We start from the raw sequence: 14841 nt of genomic DNA, 5'->3' as shown, positions 1-14841 counted from the left end.
GTGCCGAAGTATCTCGCACTCGCGGGGGTGTTACCAACTCCACAGTCCCGGTGGGCCCGACGAGGGTCCCCGGAGTCGGGCTCCGTGGCAGTCTGGGGACATGAGAACTCTCGGCCGGCTGGCCGTCATCCTCGGGGTCGGCGCGGTCGCGGTCGTGGGGACCGCCTACGCCACCGGCTTCGACCTGTCGGAGTGGCAGCACCTCGGCAAGCCGCGCAACGTGCTGGTCGTGGAGGGCGAGCAGATCCGCATCCCGATTCCGGACGGCCCCTCGGAACGTCGGGCCTCGAGCCTTCCTGTCACCACGGACGGCAGCCATGCGTTCATGTTCGAGGAGACGGCCCAGGGACCCACGCGCTATGACCCTTGTCGGGCCGTGGAATGGACCCACAACCCCGCCGGCATGCCGACGGGCGCCGAGGAGCTGGTGCACGACGCCTTCGCGGACGTGGCTCGGCACACGGGGCTGGTCTTCGAGTACGTGGGGGAGACGGACGAGGTCGCAGGGTTCGATCGCCCGCTGTTCCAGGAGCGGTATGGCGAGGGGTTCGCGCCGGTCATCGTCGGCTGGTCCACCGAGGAGCAGACGGCCGAGCTTGCGGGCTCCGTGACAGGGCTCGGCGGCTCGAGCTCCGTGAACGGGGCGTTCGGCGACCAGCGCTTCCTGGCGGCCGGCGTGGTGGTGCTCGACACCGAGGACGTGACAGAGCTGATGGAGTCGCGCCGGGGCACGGCGCTCGCCACGGCGGTGATCATGCACGAGCTCGCCCATGTCATCGGACTCGCGCACGTCGACGACCCCACGGAGCTCATGAACGACGAGAACAGCATGCTCATCACCTGGGGTCCAGGTGACAGGGCCGGATTGGCGATCGCAGGCGCGGGGCCGTGCCAGTAGAGCGGCCCTGCCAGTAGAGAGGCTCTGCCACCAGGGCACCCCCGCCAGGAGACGGATCGCGCCGCACCGGCGACGTTCGGACCACGGCCGATGCGCGTGTCGAGCAGGCGGTCAGGCCAGGCCTGCGGGCAGCGCCTCCGCATGCACAATCTCGAGGCGTCGGGTGGGACGCGTGAGCGCCACGTAGAGGTCGCCGGGACGCGCAGCGATCGCGGCAGGCTCGACCACGACGGCGACGTCGAACTCGAGTCCCTTCGTCTCTCGCGCCGTATGGACCTCCACATCGGCTCCGTCGACCGCTGACGCCGCGACGGCCGCGCGTGCGCTGGCCGCCATCGTGTCGGGGACGATCACGGCGACGAGACCGCCCTCGCCATCCGCCATCTCGCTCGCGTGCTGAGCCGCCACACGTGCCGCGGTGCTCATCAGCGCATCGACGCCGTCGACCGCCGTGGTGGCGACGGCATCGTCCAGCTCTCGCGCCGCGCGCAGTTCGCTCACGGGCAGGCGCGCGGCCGTCGCGAAGGCCTGAGCGACCTCGGCCACTGCAGCGGGGATGCGATACGAGATGGTGAGCTCGCGCATCTGCCAGGAGTCGCCGAACAGCGGGTCCATCGTCTCCGGCCACCAGCGGGTGCCGGCGGCCGAGGCCACCTGCGCCACGTCGCCCACGATCGTGAAGGAGCGCGTGGGGCACCGGCGCAGCAGCATGCGCCATGCCATCGGGGAGAGCTCTTGGGCCTCGTCGACCACCACGTGCCCGTAGGTCCAGGTGCGGTCCCGCATGGCGCGCTCGGCCACGGACATCCGCGTTTCGCTGCCCTTCATGCGCGCGGCGAGCGATTCGGCGCTCACCATGCCGTCGCCGCCGAACGTGTCGAGGACGGACCGCGCGTAGTCGAGCTCCTCTTCGCTGGCCTCGGAGCTGGCGGCTCGGGGGGCGTCGCCGGGCATGTCGCCGAGCAGTTCGGCGGCCTCGTCGAGCAGGGGGATGTCCGCCTCCGTGAACGGCGCCGATGCGGGCCGCAGCAGCAGGTCTCTCTCGGCCTGGTCGAACGAGCGCGCGGCGTAGTCCAGCAGGTGAGGCTTGGAGAATAGGTCGCGCAGCAGCTGCGCGGGGGACACGGGCAGCCAGCACAGGTTGAGCATGACGCGGATGGGCTTCGAGTCGCGCACGTCCCGCTCGAGCTCGATGCGGTCGTCGGCGTCGAGGTGGGACTCGAGCTGCTCCATGAGCTGGTTCGTGAGCCGCGAGATCATGTCCTTCGCGAACGCGGCACGCGCATCGTTGTGAGGCCTGCCCTCGCGCCTCGCGCGCGACTGGGCCTCCTTGACGTCGGAGCGCCGGATCACCACGGTGCGCCCGTCGATCCGCACCTCCTGGTCGGCCTGCGGCACCCGCTGGCGCTCGCGAACCGCATTCTTCACGACGGTGGCCATCTCGGTGCGTCCCTTGAGGGCGGCGACCTCGTCCGACTCGACGCCGGTGATCGTCGCCTCGCGCACCAGTCCGGCGAGCGTCGTCGACACGGCGCCGGTCTCGCCCAGCGACGGAAGGACGTGGTCGATGTAGCGCAGGAACTGGCGCGACGGGCCGATCATCAGCACCCCTCGCCGCTCGAGCTGCTCGCGGTGGTGGTACATCAGGAACGCCGCGCGGTGCAGGGCGACCGCGGTCTTGCCCGTGCCCGGCCCGCCCTGAACGACCAGCGCGCCGGTGAGTGGAGCGCGGATGACCTCATCCTGCTCGGTCTGAATGGTCGCGACGATGTCGCCCATGCGGCCGGTGCGGCGCGCGCCGAGAGCGGCCAGCAGCGCGCCCTCGCCGGCGAGCCCCTCGTCGAGTCCGGCCTCGTGCAGGCGCTCGACGTCGAGCACGTCGTCCTCGACCGCCACGACCGTGCGACCGCGGGTGGTGAGGTGGCGGCGGTTGATGACGCCGCCGGGGTTCGCAGCGGTCGCGGCGTAGAACGCTTGCGCCGCGGGAGCCCGCCAGTCCGTGAGGAGCGGTGCGTGGTCGGCGTCGGAGAGCCCGATGCGCCCCACGTAGAAGCGCTCCCCATCGCTCATGTCCAGGCGCCCGAAGCACAGGCGGTCCTCGACGGCGTCGAGCTGCATGATGCGGTCCTCGTACAGGGTCGCGAACGCGTCCCGCTCCGAGCGGTTCTGGGGGGAGCCCGACGGCCCCTCGCGACGGATGCCTGCGAGCCGTCGGCCGGCCTCGTCCCGCACATCGTCGAGCCGCGCGTAGAGCGCGTCCACCACGTGCTGCTCAGCCTCCAGTCCGCGGCGTTCTGCGGCAAGGGTGCGGTCGTCGTGCATCGGCATACCTCTCGCTGTCTCGGTGTTCCCTGGCCGAGGCAGTTATCCATTATCCCCGTCGCCGCCGGTGCTGGCTACCACGAGGTGCGGGGCACCGTCCGGGACCAAGGCCGCCCGCGCATCGACCGCATGGCGCGGTTTCGCGCTCAGCGTGATGGGGCACTCGCGGCGGGGCGGCACGGCACTCGCATGAAAGAATGAGGACATCATGGATACCCCACTCGTCAGCTGGAACCCGGAAGGCGTCGACGCCTGGGCCACCACCGCGCCCAAAGAGGGTGCGGTGCTCGTGCACTCGCTGCGCGGCTTCATCGACGCCGGACGCGCCGGGGCGCTCGTCGCTCAGCACATCCTCGCCGAGTCCGAACCGGTGCGGGTCGCGAGCTTCGACATCGATCAGCTGCTGGACTACCGGTCGCGCCGCCCAGAGATGACGTTCTCGCTCAACCAGTGGACCGAGTACGACGAGCCTCACCTCGACGTGGATCTGGTCCACGACGCGGAGGGCCGTCCGTTCCTGCTCCTGCACGGCTTCGAGCCGGACATCCGGTGGGAGCACTACATCCGTGCCGTGCGCGAGATCGTGGATCGCATGGGAATCGAGCTCACGCTCGGCACCCACGGCATTCCGATGGCCGTGCCGCACACCAGGCCCCTCACCGCGACCATCCACGGCACCCGCCAGGACCTGCTGCCGGGCACACCGAGCGTCTTCGGCACGGTGACCGTGCCCGCAAGCGCGCAGAACCTCATGGAGTACCGGTTCGGCCAGTGGGGGCTGTCCGCGATCAACGTCGCGGTGCACGTGCCTCACTATCTGTCGCAGTCCGCGTTCCCCCAGGCCGCCCAGAAGGCGATCGAGGAGATCGAGGGCATCTCGGGACTCGCCCTCGAATCGTCAGCCCTGGATGAGGGAGCCGCCCGCGCGGCCGAGGAGATCACGCGCCAGACCGCCGAGTCCGAAGAGGTGCAGGCGCTTGTGTCGCAGCTCGAGGAGCAGTACGACGCGTACCTCGAACAGCGCGAGAGCGGCATCCCACTGGACGGTCCGCTGCCCTCAGCAGAGGAAATCGGGGCCGAATTCGAGAAATTTCTCGCACAACACCGCCAAGACCCTCCCTCTGGGACGTAATCCGTGTCATGCTAGTGGTGGTTGCAAGAACGTAGTGTGCAAGAACCGGTCTGTTCAGACCCGGGGCGAGACATTGCGGCGACGAGCTCGGACACAGTGTCCTAGCTTCCCGTCACCCGGGCAGTACAGATAGGAAATTCGCATGGCACAGGGATCTGTTAAGTGGTTCAACGCTGAAAAGGGCTACGGCTTCATTGCACAGGATGGCGGCGGCGCCGACGTCTTCGTGCACTACTCCGCGATTGAGACCGACGGCTACAAGTCGCTCGAAGAGGCGCAGCGCGTCGAGTTCGAGGTGACCGAGGGCCCCAAGGGCCCCCAGGCCGAGGCAGTTCGCGCGATCTAAGCATCCGCTGACTTCACGTCAGAAGGCCGTCGTCCCGCAAGGGACGGCGGCCTTCTGTCATGTCCGCTGCGTGCTAGCCGGTCCAGTCTGGGTTCACGCCCGTGGGCAGGGGAGCCGATGCGGCGTAGCGACGCAGCGCGTCGACATCCACGGCTGACGCGGCCACCAGCACCACGTTGCCCCGACGCCGGCCCTTGAGCACGGCGGGCTCTCCCACCGCGACGACAGACCTGAATGACTCTCGTGCGGCCACCGCATCCTGGCGGTGCGTGGTCCCGCCAGGGATCGCACTCACGTTGGCCACCACAAGCCCGTCCGGACGCATCGCCCGCGCGGCGTGGCCCCACCAGGTGGGGTCCGCGAGCGAGGCCGGAGTCGTGTCGCCAGCGAACGCGTCGCGGAGCAGCAGGTCGAGGCTCTCGGGATGGCGGGTCGCGACGGCGTCGAGCCCGTCCTGTTGGCGCACCCGGAGCTGCGGGGAGCGCGGCAGATCCCACCATTCGCGGGCGAGTTCGGGAAGCGTGGCATCGACATCGACGGCGATGTGGCGGGAGTCGGGATACGCGGCGGACAGGTGTCGCGCCATCGTGCACACGCCAGCGCCGACGTGGAGAGCGAGCATGCGTGGCGGCGGGCCCCAGGCGCGGATCGCGGCGGCGAAGTGCCGCATGTATTCGAAGTCCAGCACGGCCGGATCAGTTCTCATCGTCGAACTGGGAACTCCATTGACCCATACAGTCGTTGACCCATCAGGATCATCAGACAGACGGACGGATCCGGTGGAGATGGACAGCGAGATGTCACGCGGAACCCCTGGGGCGATGCCGGTCACGCGCGTGCGTTTCGCCAACCTCGCCCCCTCTGTCTGTTTGACTAGTGATTGCCGTCTAGTGGAACTAGACTAGGGATATTCGCGGTCCGCGACGAAGGAGGTCAACCATGCCGCTGTCAGAATACGAGCAGCGCGTGCTCGAGCAGCTCGAGCAAGACCTCGGGCAGGATGCGTCGCTTCACCGTGCCATGAACCGGGGTCCGCGCACGCCCGTGAGGGTGATCGGTGCCGCCGTCGGAGTGCTCGTCGGTCTCGGCATCGTCCTCGTCGGCGTGATGACTCAGGTGGCGCTGCTGGGCATCGCCGGGTTCGTGGTCATGGCGGGAGTGGCACTGTGGGCACTGCTCGGCCCGAAGAAGTCCTCCGCACCCGCGGCGACGGCCCCGGCCGGGCCCGCCGGTGCCAAGGGCAAGGCCGCGCCCCCCAAGGCCAGCAAGGACTTCATGCAGCGCATGGAGGAGCGGTTCGACCGCCGTCGCGAGCAGGGCGAGCTGTAACGCTCACGTCCGCTCGACCCCGACGCTCGAACCTCCTGGCCTGCCTCCTGACCTGACGTTCGACCCTCACGACCGCGCTGACGGCGTCTGTGTCCCTCCGTGTGCTGCCGCTACGACCGCACTGACGCTTCCTTGCCGCGAGCGGACGCATCGTCCTCGACCTCCTGGACCACCGCGTCTGCCCACGCGTGAAGGTGCTCAGCGTCCACGGCGCTGCCACCGGGTGCATAGCGATGGTCCGCGACTGCATGCGCCAGTCGTGTCATGGACTCCGTGGCCCCGCCGGTGAGGCCCGGTCCCGTCTCCCTCATGGCGGACGCCACATGCTCGGCCGCCTCGTGTGGAGTCAGCGACGCCGGCCACCGCATGGGTGCGGGAAGCCTTCGTCGCAGCGACTCCCACGCGGCCTCGGGGCCGCGGCGGCGGGATCCTCGCAACGTGCCGCGCTGGCTCCACCACCAGAGCGCGCCGGCAGCGACCGCGAGCACCGCGACGCCGATGGCGATCCACGCCCAGAGTGGGACCGTGGGGTCCGGGGAGCTCGGTCGGCCGGGCGAGCCTTGGTCGCCGGGAGTCTGTCCGTCCGGAGCGACCGGGTCGCCAGGGACGATTCCGGGAATCTCTCCCGGCGTGAGGCCCTCGGGAGCGGTGGCGTTTCCCGAGTACGGATCGGCGTAGGCGGGCGGCACTCCCGACTGGATCGCGGGAGTCGGCTCGAATCGCACCCACCCTTCGCCAGGGAACCAGAGCTCAGGCCACGCATGAGCGTCGCCGCCCTGGACGACGTAAGTGCCCGAATCCGTCACCGACCCCGACAGGAAGCCCACAGCCATGCGCGCCGGGATGTTGAGCGAGCGCGCCATCACCACCATGGTGGTCGCGAACTGGACGCAGTAGCCCTCGCGGTCGTCGAGGAAGGTGCTCACCGCGTCGCCGCCAGTCGGGTCCACCGAAGTGTCGTAGGTGAACTCGGACCCGTCGCGCAGGTAGGACTGCAGCGCGAGAGCCAGGTCGTAGCGCGTGGTCGCGCCGTCAGTCACCTCCTCCGCGAGGTCGCGCACGCGCGTCGAGTCGATTGCCGGAGAGATCGACAGGTAGCGAGGGTCGGCCGGGCCCCCTCCCGCGGCGATGATCGACTGAGCGGCCTCCAGGTCCTCCTGCTGGTGGAACTCGGTGTCGGTGATGATCGAGTACCGCACGTCCCGCGCCGTCACGCCGTCGCCCACGACCTCGTCGCGCTCGGCGTCGTAGAACCATGGGCCGTCGATCTCGACGGTCCGGGGCGTCGGGGGCAGGGGGAGGTTGCGCTCGGGCAGGTCGAGCACCTGCATCTCGATGCGGGCGCGCTCGCGGTCCTCCCACGCGTCGACGGGTTCGGGCCACAGCGGCCCTGCGCCCGCGGGCTCGACGGGTGTCTCGGTGGCCTCGCGAGACCACCGCACGCCGTCGAAGTCCGTGAGGGAGTACAGCCGGAACGCGTCGGGTCGCCCGCCGGTCGTGGAGTAGACCATGACGGGCGTCGTGGAGTTCGCCGTCAACGACGTGCGCAGGTCGAGGGCGAGGTTGAGTCGCGTCGCGGTGTCGAGACCGGCGGGCGCGTCGATCCGCGGGATCATGCCCCAGCCGAGCCCGCCGAGCGCCGTGGGCGCGACGAGCAGCACGCCTGCGAGGGTCGCCGTCGTCGCGGCGACGGCTCCGCCGACGGCGGGCCTGCGCTCGACGGCGGATGGCCGACGGGTGAGCGCGAGCGCCACGAGCCATGCGGCGATCGCGCCGATGAGTGCGGTCGTCGACACGCGGTGCTGGAAGATCACGGCGGGCAGCCACGGTATGAGCAGCAGCAGGCCTGACGTCGCCGCGGCGCGCCATGACACGGCAAGGTGCTCCGCCACCAGGAACAGCGCGACGACGCATGCGGCGATCAGCGCGGTGAAGGAGGGGTCAGGCGCGGCCGGCGCGACCGTCGCGCCGGCATAGTCGACGCCAGCGCGAATGGCGGAGCCAAGGTCGCGCAGCGCCCCCGGCGTGGGCAGGGCCCGTGACTGGCCGTCCTCTGACACGGCGAACAGCGGCACCATGGTGACGATCGCGGCGATGGCGCCGGTCAGGGTGGGCAGCGCGCGCGAGCGGCTGAGCACGCGTGTGACCACGACTGTCAGGGTCGCGACCGCCAGGACGAACGCGACGGTGCGCAGCCACGATCCGAGCTCGATCATCACGCCGAGCCCGAACACGCCCAAGAACGTCGCCACGGCGATCAGCGGGGTGGCAAGCCACGGAGAGCGTGCGGCCATGGTCACTCGATCTCCCCAGCCGTCAGCATGCGGGTCCACAGCTCGGCGAGGTCGTCGGTGGGCGAGATCGTGGTGGCACGCCACCCCGCGCGGCGCAGTCCACGCACGGTGCGGCGCGCATCGGCCTCCATCGCCGGACCCGTGCGTACGAGCGCCCACGCTCGCCCGGAGTCCCCGATGGGCACGAGCGCGTCGAGCGCCTCCTGAGAGAGCGGCTCCAAGACGCCGACGGTCACCTCGCCCTGGCGCGCGTCGTCGGCGGCGAGCGCGGCCGAGCGCACCACCTGCGCCGTGGAGTCCGCCCGTGACGCGGGGGCGCGCAGGTCGATGGTCTGGTTGAGGAGCTCGTATCGCGCGGCTTCGCCGCCGCGCTCGCCGAGGTGCCGCACGGCTCCGGCGTCCAGGCCCGCGCCGATCATCCGCACCGGGTGTCCCGAGTCGAGGACCGACAACGCGATCGACGCTGCTGCGGAGATCGCCCACTCGAGTGCGATGGGCTCACGTGGTGGGTCGAGGATGACGGTCGCGGGCCTGCGACCCGCCCGCTCATCCGAGCGCACCAGCATGGTGCCCAGGCGTGCCGAGCTCGCCCAGTGCACGCGCCTCAGGTCGTCGCCCTCGCGGTAGTCGCGCAGGGAGGCGTCGTCGGGGGAGGGGGTGCGCGCCCCGAGGACCACGCGGTCCGCGTGGCCCATCAGCGCGCCGGCCGTTCCGGACAGGTCTACGACCGCCGGCCACACCGGGACCAGCTGCGGCTCGCCGACGGGGGTGTCGGCGTGGATCATTCCGAAGGGGTCGCCGGAGTGCACCAGCGCAGGACCGAGGGGCCAGCGCCCGCGCCGAGTGGGGTGCAGCGAGTACCGGAGAGTCAGGGTGCCGTCACCGCGGGTCACGGTCGCCTTGGTGCCGGCTCCGCCCGTGAGCTCGGCGGCGGCCTGCTCGCGCAGATCGAGATGCTCGGTCACGGACCGGCGCATCCGCACGTGACGCCCGCCCGCCCGGGAGTCGATGGTGACGCTCACCGTGCCCGGCACGCCTGCGGTGAGCGGGTGCGGAGAGACCTCTCGCCTGGTGGCGGGGATCACGCGCAGGAAGGCGTCGACCGCGATGACCAGCCAGATCCACGCCACAGCGACCGCACACGTCATCGCGACGCCGATGTACACCAGGATCGGTGTCGACAGGCCGACGCCCAGCACCGCGATCACGATGCCGGCGGCGAGCACGCCGACCCCCCGGCTGGTCATCTCGGTCTCGGAGCTCGCACGCCGCGTCTGCCGGGGCGGTGCCGCGCGGTCCGTCGCGGCGGTGCTCATGCCGTGGGCGCCGCCTGGTGTCGAGAGTGGTCCACCGCGGCCTCGCGGTGGGGAACGGCGTCGCGAGCGGAGATCGGGACGTCGGTGCGCGCGACGATGTCGCGGGTGAGCTGCTGCGCCGTGCGGCCAGACAGCCGTGACTCGGTCGACGGGATCAGTCGGTGCGCGAGCACCGCCACCGCGAGAGCCTTGACGTCGTCCGGGAGCACGTGGTTGCGGCCCGCCATCGCGGCGCGCGCCTTGGAGGCCGCGAGCAGCTGGAGTGCCGCACGGGGGGAGGCGCCGAGCCGCAGTCCCGCCTCATCGCGGGTCGCGCCCACGAGGTCGACGATGTACTGCTTGATCGCGGGAGCGACATAGATGCGGCGCGCGACGGCGATCGCGGCTGCGAGCGCCGCAGTGTTGGTCACGGGTTCGACGAACGCGAGAGGGTCCACGCCGTCGTGGCTGTCGAGCATCGCCATCTCGTCGCGGGGCTGCGGATATCCGACCGAGACCTGGGCCATGAAGCGGTCGCGCTGAGCCTCCGGCAGCGGGTAGGTGCCTTCCATCTCGATGGGGTTCTGGGTGGCGACCACCAGGAACGGGTTGGGCAACTCGCGGGTGAGGCCATCGACGGTGACGGCGCGCTCCTGCATGCTCTCGAGCAGCGCGGACTGGGTCTTGGGCGAGGCGCGGTTGATCTCGTCCGCGATCACGACATTCGCGAACACCGGTCCGGGGCGGAACTCGAAGCGGTGGTCGTCGGCGCGATAGATGCTGACCCCAGTGACATCGGACGGCAGCAGGTCGGGGGTGAACTGGATCCGCCCCACCGAGCAGTCGACGCTCTTGGCGAAGGCTCGCGCCAGCGTGGTCTTGCCGACCCCGGGAACGTCCTCGATCAGCAGGTGGCCCTGCGCCAGCACGGTGGACAGCGTCCCGGTGATCGCGTGATCGAGTCCGGACAGCACAGTGGAGATCGAGGCGCGAATGCGTGAGGTGACGTCCGCCACCTCAGCAAGCTCGCTCTCCGTGGGCAGTGTCTGGGTCATGAATGCTCCTTTGCAGCCTGCGTTCGAGCCTAGGCGATCCGACCCGTGGGCACATCCCTCTTGTCGTCACCGACACTCGGGGGCGCGAAATCCCCCCACTTCGCTCCACTGAGATATAGCAGGTGTGATGGTGTTCATGTGGAGGATTTCTCACAATCTCCGCATGTAAGTGGAGTGAAGTGGAGTAATGTGGGGCGCACTGGCGAGTCGTGGCGTGAGGAGGTGACCGACGTGTCCGAGCCCGTGGCGCACGGTCTAGGCCCCACCGGGGTCTTCCTCGGCACGTTCACGCCTCGTCTGGACGACAAGGGACGGCTGATCCTGCCGGCCAAGTTCAGGGGTCGTCTCGCCTCGGGACTGGTCGCCACGCGCGGCTTGGATCGATGCGTGTTCCTGTTCCCGCTGGACGAGTTCGCGGTCGTGCACGATCGGCTGCGCAAGGCCCCGTTGGAGAACAAGAGGGCTCGCGACTACCTGCGGAACTTCCTGGGTCACGCCCAGGACGACATTCCGGACAAGCAGGGGCGGATCCTGCTCAGCGGTGCGCTGCGCGGGTACGCCGGCATCGACCGGGAGGTCGCCGTGGTCGGGATGGGCTCGCGCGTGGAGATCTGGGACGCAGCCACGTGGGAGCAGTACCTGGTGGATGGAGAAGAGGATTACGCGGCAACCGCCGCCGAGGTGTTCGACGACATGTGAGATCACCGTGGCCTGCGGTCTTCCGCCGAGCGACTCTGACGGACTTCCCCCCGTCAGAGAGCCGGAGGGAGACCACAGATCACGGCGACACGAAGGAAGAGGAGGGGTGATGACCGATGCGGCCTCGCGGCACCAGCCGGTGCTGCTGCAGCGCTGCGTCGATCTGCTCGCGCCCTCTCTTGACCATGAGGGCGCCGTGGCGATCGACGGCACGCTCGGCATGGGAGGGCACACCGAGGCCCTGCTCGAGCAGTGCCCCGGCGTCACGGTCGTGGGCATCGACCGAGATCGTGATGCCATTGGCCTCGCCTCGCAGCGCCTGGCGCGGTTTGGCGGTCGGTTCGTGGCCCACCACGCCGAGTACGACGACATCGCCGGCGCGCTGGCGCGCGTGGGCGCCGAGCGATGCGACGGCGTTCTGCTGGACCTCGGCGTCAGCTCACTCCAGATCGACGAGGACGATCGCGGCTTCTCGTACTCCCGTGATGCACCGCTGGACATGCGCATGAATCGAGAGGACCCGCTCACCGCTGCGGACCTCCTGCGCGATGCCGATGAGCGCGAGCTCACCCGCATTCTGCGCGAGTACGGCGAGGAGCGCTTCGCTGCGCGCATCGCGGAGGCGATCGTGCGCCGTCGCGACGTCAGTCCCGTGGTGCGCAGCGCCGATCTCGTCGACCTCGTGCGCGCGTGCATCCCCGCTGCCAAGCGCGTGCCGGGCAGCAATCCCGCCAAGCGCACGTTCCAGGCGCTGCGCATTGCTGTGAACCGCGAACTCGAGGTGCTCGAGCGTGCCATGCCCGCGGCCATCGAGGGCACCCGGGTCGGCGGACGCATCGTGGTGATGGCATACCAGTCGCTCGAGGACCGCATCGTCAAGACTGCGCTCGCGGCCGGCTCCACGAGCTCGGCCCCGCACGGAATGCCGGTGGTCCCCGATGACGACCAGCCGTACCTGCGCCTCCTCACTCGCGGTGCCGAGAAGGCCTCGGCCGCCGAGGCCGAGGAGAACCCGCGTGCCACGTCCGTGCGCCTGCGGGCCGCCGAGCGCACCCGGCCCACGCCGCCCGCGCGCCTCAGGAGGGCCGCATGAGCGCCGCTCCGCTCCGGCGCGTTCAGGACGCCCCGTCGCGTCCAGGCGTCCCCGGCCAGACGAGGTCATCGGCGGCCGCTCGGGCTGCGACCGCTCGCACCGCGCCTGCCTCTCGCCCCACGTCCGACCAGCGCCCCCGCCTGCGCGCGGTCGGTGCGCCCGAGCAGGCCCGCTCGCTGGCACCGTTCGCTTGGGCCTGCATCCTCATCATCCTGAGTGCGCTCGCGGCGGTGCTGCTGCTGAACACGTCGATGGCGAAGGGCGCGTATGAGCGTCGCGACCTCAAGATCGAGATCGCGAGCCTGCACCAGGAGCGGTCCGCGCTCGTGACTGCGCTCGAGGCGAACTCGGCGCCGAACCTGCTCGCCGACGCCGCCACCGATCTGGGCATGCGCCCGCACGACACCCTGCGGTCGGTCTCGCTCGAGACCGGTGCCGTCCTCGAGCCAGGGGCCGGCTGATGTCGGACGACCGCCGCCGCGCGCCAGGAGGGCGTCCCGCGAGTCAGCGGCGCCCTTCCGGTCACTCGGATCGCGCCCGCGCGGGCGGTCCCACGCGCCGGCCCGCCACCGTCCGTGTCACCTCCGCCCGTGCCGGCACCCTGAAGGTGGGCGACCCCCGCACGCGCCAGCGAGTCGTGACGCTCGTCACGCTCGTGATTCTGCTGGTCTTCGCGGTACGGCTCGTGATGATCCAAGGAGTGAACGCGTCGGAACTGTCGGTCGCGGCACTCGAGAACCGACTGGCGACGTCCACCATCGAGCCGGTGCGCGCGGACATCGTGGATCGCAACGGCGACGTCATGGCGACGTCCGCGCAGCGCTATCACGTGTTCGTCAACCAGGAGACCCTCCAGGAGTTCCAGCGCATCGAGAACCGCCAGGTGGTGGCCGAGGGGCCGCTCGACGCTGCCCGCATCCTCGCGCCGATCCTCGGGGTCTCCGAGTCGGAGCTGGCGGCGGACCTGGTGGGCGACAAGACGTTCCAGTACATCGCCAAGTACGTGACGCCCGAGACGTGGGGGCTGATCAATGCCGAGGGCATCCCCGGGATCGACCGCGAGCCCGTGACGGAGCGCCAGTACCCCAACGGCAACATCGGTGGCAACGTGGTGGGCTTCGTGGGCGGCCGCGAGGACAAGCAGGGAGTCGACTGGGGTCTCGCGGGCGTCGAGGCGGCGTTCGAGGACGAGCTGCTCGGCACCCCCGGCTCCTTGACGTACGAATCCGACGCGAGGGGCGGCACGGTCATCCCGACCGGCGTGCTCGAGGAGGAGGAGGCGGTGCCGGGGTCGACCGTCATGCTGACTCTCGACCGCGACATCCAGTTCTATGCGCAGCAGGCCCTCGACGAGGCGCTCAAGGTCAACGGCGGCTCGCAGGGGATCGTGCTGGTGCAGGACGTGAAGACCGGAGAGTTCCTGGCGATCGCGGACTCGGGCGCGGTGGACCCGAACGACCCAGGTGCGACGGACGCCGCGGCACGGGGCTCGCGCGCCGTCGAGGACATCTTCGAACCCGGCTCGACGGCGAAGGTCATCACCATGGCCGCGGCGCTCGAGGAGGGCGTCGCGACGCCGACCAGCCGCTACATCGCCCCGTACCAGTACACGACCGAGAACAACCAGACGTTCAAGGACTCGCACGAGCACGAGGACCAGAAGCTCACGCTCTCGGGCGTGCTGGTGACCTCGTCCAACACGGGCACCATCCAGGTGGGCGAAGACCTCACCGAGGCGCAGCGCCACCACTACCTGGAGGCGTTCGGCTTCGGATCGCCGACCGGCGTGGGTCTGCCCACCGAGGTGGGCGGCATCCTTCACCCGTGGCAGCAATGGGACGGCCGCACCAAGTGGGCCGTGCTGTACGGCCAGGGCGTCGCGACGACCGCGCTCCAGACCAGCCAGGTGTACCAGACCATCGCCAACGGGGGCGTGCGGCTGCAGCCGTCGGTGGTCAATGGGTACGAGACCGCAGACGGCGAGTTCATCGCACGCGAGACGGACGAGCCCAGGCAGGTCGTGTCCGAGGAGACCGCCGACCAGCTGATGCTGATGCTCGAGGACGTCACCGAGTCCGGGACGGGCGGGCTGGCAAAGATCGACGGCTACCGCGTCGCCGGCAAGACGGGCACGGCGGAGGCCGCCGACGAGAACGGCGAGCTGAACCGACTGGTGTCCTCCTTCGTCGGCGTCGCGCCCGCCGACGACCCGCGTATCGTCGTCTCGGTGATCGTATGGGACCCCAAGTCCTCGATCTGGGGCGGCGAGGTCGCTGCCCCTGTCTTCAAGGACGTGACAACATTTGCCTTGCAGGCCCTCCGCGTCCCGCCCTCGGGACCGCGTGAAGAGATGTATCCGACGACCTGGGAGTGAACGT

The 14841-nt window shown here is 70.2% G+C and carries 13 protein-coding genes; 8 read left to right on the top strand and 5 right to left on the bottom strand.

Annotated elements, in window-relative coordinates:
* Positions 1-100: 100 nt before the first annotated feature.
* The gene (locus QQX02_RS01180) at positions 101-898 is read left to right on the top strand and encodes a matrixin family metalloprotease (RefSeq protein ID WP_301140697.1); all 798 of its coding nucleotides are present in this window, start codon (positions 101-103) and stop codon (positions 896-898) included.
* A 111-nt stretch (positions 899-1009) separates the two neighbouring features.
* On the opposite strand, the gene QQX02_RS01175 is transcribed toward QQX02_RS01180, so the two are convergent.
* Positions 1010-3220, bottom strand: a complete 2211-nt coding sequence (locus QQX02_RS01175; protein WP_301140696.1) for a HelD family protein — start codon at positions 3218-3220, stop codon at positions 1010-1012.
* A gap of 208 nt (positions 3221-3428) precedes the next feature.
* Here QQX02_RS01175 and QQX02_RS01170 point away from each other — a divergent pair, with 208 nt between their 5' ends.
* Positions 3429-4352: a PAC2 family protein gene (locus tag QQX02_RS01170; protein WP_301140694.1), complete on the top strand. Its 924-nt coding sequence runs from the start codon at positions 3429-3431 to the stop codon at positions 4350-4352.
* A 142-nt stretch (positions 4353-4494) separates the two neighbouring features.
* Positions 4495-4698, top strand: a complete 204-nt coding sequence (locus tag QQX02_RS01165; RefSeq protein WP_062134680.1) for a cold-shock protein — start codon at positions 4495-4497, stop codon at positions 4696-4698.
* A gap of 73 nt (positions 4699-4771) precedes the next feature.
* Here the strand turns inward: QQX02_RS01165 and QQX02_RS01160 are convergent, their stop codons facing one another.
* Complete coding sequence (locus tag QQX02_RS01160; RefSeq protein ID WP_301140692.1) at positions 4772-5404, bottom strand: spermidine synthase; 633 nt, start codon at positions 5402-5404, stop codon at positions 4772-4774.
* A 233-nt stretch (positions 5405-5637) separates the two neighbouring features.
* Here QQX02_RS01160 and QQX02_RS01155 point away from each other — a divergent pair, with 233 nt between their 5' ends.
* On the top strand, positions 5638-6027 hold the full coding sequence (locus QQX02_RS01155; protein ID WP_301140691.1) for an SCO2097 family morphological protein: 390 nt from the start codon (positions 5638-5640) through the stop codon (positions 6025-6027).
* 110 nt (positions 6028-6137) lie between these two features.
* Here QQX02_RS01155 and QQX02_RS01150 read toward each other — a convergent pair whose 3' ends face one another.
* From QQX02_RS01150 to QQX02_RS01140, 3 genes are read right to left on the bottom strand one after another with little or no spacing between them, the layout of a single operon-like run.
* On the bottom strand, positions 6138-8321 hold the full coding sequence (locus QQX02_RS01150; protein WP_301140690.1) for a transglutaminase TgpA family protein: 2184 nt from the start codon (positions 8319-8321) through the stop codon (positions 6138-6140).
* A gap of 2 nt (positions 8322-8323) precedes the next feature.
* Positions 8324-9637 (bottom strand): DUF58 domain-containing protein, encoded by a 1314-nt coding sequence (locus QQX02_RS01145; RefSeq protein ID WP_301140689.1) that lies wholly within the window; start codon positions 9635-9637, stop codon positions 8324-8326.
* On the bottom strand, positions 9634-10671 hold the full coding sequence (locus tag QQX02_RS01140) for an AAA family ATPase (protein ID WP_301140688.1): 1038 nt from the start codon (positions 10669-10671) through the stop codon (positions 9634-9636). The genes QQX02_RS01145 and QQX02_RS01140 overlap by 4 nt, the downstream gene beginning before the upstream one ends.
* A 231-nt stretch (positions 10672-10902) precedes the next feature.
* Between QQX02_RS01140 and mraZ the strand changes: the two genes are divergently transcribed.
* The 4 genes from mraZ (at position 10903) to QQX02_RS01120 (ending at position 14837) form a co-directional block, all read left to right on the top strand.
* Entirely contained in the window at positions 10903-11370 is a 468-nt protein-coding gene (mraZ, locus tag QQX02_RS01135) for a division/cell wall cluster transcriptional repressor MraZ (protein WP_062137020.1), read from the top strand.
* Positions 11371-11479: 109 nt separating this feature from the next.
* Positions 11480-12463, top strand: coding sequence for a 16S rRNA (cytosine(1402)-N(4))-methyltransferase RsmH (gene rsmH / locus QQX02_RS01130; protein ID WP_301140687.1), 984 nt, complete (start codon positions 11480-11482; stop codon positions 12461-12463).
* The gene (ftsL, locus tag QQX02_RS01125) at positions 12460-12924 is read left to right on the top strand and encodes a cell division protein FtsL (RefSeq protein WP_301140685.1); all 465 of its coding nucleotides are present in this window, start codon (positions 12460-12462) and stop codon (positions 12922-12924) included. Before rsmH ends, ftsL begins: the two co-directional genes overlap by 4 nt.
* The gene (locus QQX02_RS01120) at positions 12924-14837 is read left to right on the top strand and encodes a peptidoglycan D,D-transpeptidase FtsI family protein (RefSeq protein WP_301140684.1); all 1914 of its coding nucleotides are present in this window, start codon (positions 12924-12926) and stop codon (positions 14835-14837) included. The genes ftsL and QQX02_RS01120 overlap by 1 nt, the downstream gene beginning before the upstream one ends.
* Positions 14838-14841: the final 4 nt, after the last annotated feature.

The sequence above is a fragment of the Demequina muriae genome, from assembly GCF_030418295.1.
Lineage (GTDB): Bacteria > Actinomycetota > Actinomycetes > Actinomycetales > Demequinaceae > Demequina > Demequina muriae.
Note: the sequence above shows the minus strand (reverse complement) of the source record. Positions and strands in the feature narration are given on the sequence as shown.

What these genes read in the sequence shown, in the direction of transcription:
- QQX02_RS01150 (WP_301140690.1), bottom strand. Translation starts at nt 8,321, where the DNA reads ATGGCCGCACGCTCTCCGTGGCTTGCCACCCCGCTGATCGCCGTGGCG.
- QQX02_RS01145 (WP_301140689.1), bottom strand. Translation starts at nt 9,637, where the DNA reads ATGAGCACCGCCGCGACGGACCGCGCGGCACCGCCCCGGCAGACGCGG.
- QQX02_RS01140 (WP_301140688.1), bottom strand. Translation starts at nt 10,671, where the DNA reads ATGACCCAGACACTGCCCACGGAGAGCGAGCTTGCTGAGGTGGCGGAC.
- QQX02_RS01160 (WP_301140692.1), bottom strand. Translation starts at nt 5,404, where the DNA reads ATGAGAACTGATCCGGCCGTGCTGGACTTCGAATACATGCGGCACTTC.
- QQX02_RS01120 (WP_301140684.1), top strand. Translation starts at nt 12,924, where the DNA reads ATGTCGGACGACCGCCGCCGCGCGCCAGGAGGGCGTCCCGCGAGTCAG.
- ftsL (WP_301140685.1), top strand. Translation starts at nt 12,460, where the DNA reads ATGAGCGCCGCTCCGCTCCGGCGCGTTCAGGACGCCCCGTCGCGTCCA.
- rsmH (WP_301140687.1), top strand. Translation starts at nt 11,480, where the DNA reads ATGACCGATGCGGCCTCGCGGCACCAGCCGGTGCTGCTGCAGCGCTGC.
- QQX02_RS01180 (WP_301140697.1), top strand. Translation starts at nt 101, where the DNA reads ATGAGAACTCTCGGCCGGCTGGCCGTCATCCTCGGGGTCGGCGCGGTC.
- QQX02_RS01165 (WP_062134680.1), top strand. Translation starts at nt 4,495, where the DNA reads ATGGCACAGGGATCTGTTAAGTGGTTCAACGCTGAAAAGGGCTACGGC.
- QQX02_RS01175 (WP_301140696.1), bottom strand. Translation starts at nt 3,220, where the DNA reads ATGCACGACGACCGCACCCTTGCCGCAGAACGCCGCGGACTGGAGGCT.
- QQX02_RS01155 (WP_301140691.1), top strand. Translation starts at nt 5,638, where the DNA reads ATGCCGCTGTCAGAATACGAGCAGCGCGTGCTCGAGCAGCTCGAGCAA.
- QQX02_RS01170 (WP_301140694.1), top strand. Translation starts at nt 3,429, where the DNA reads ATGGATACCCCACTCGTCAGCTGGAACCCGGAAGGCGTCGACGCCTGG.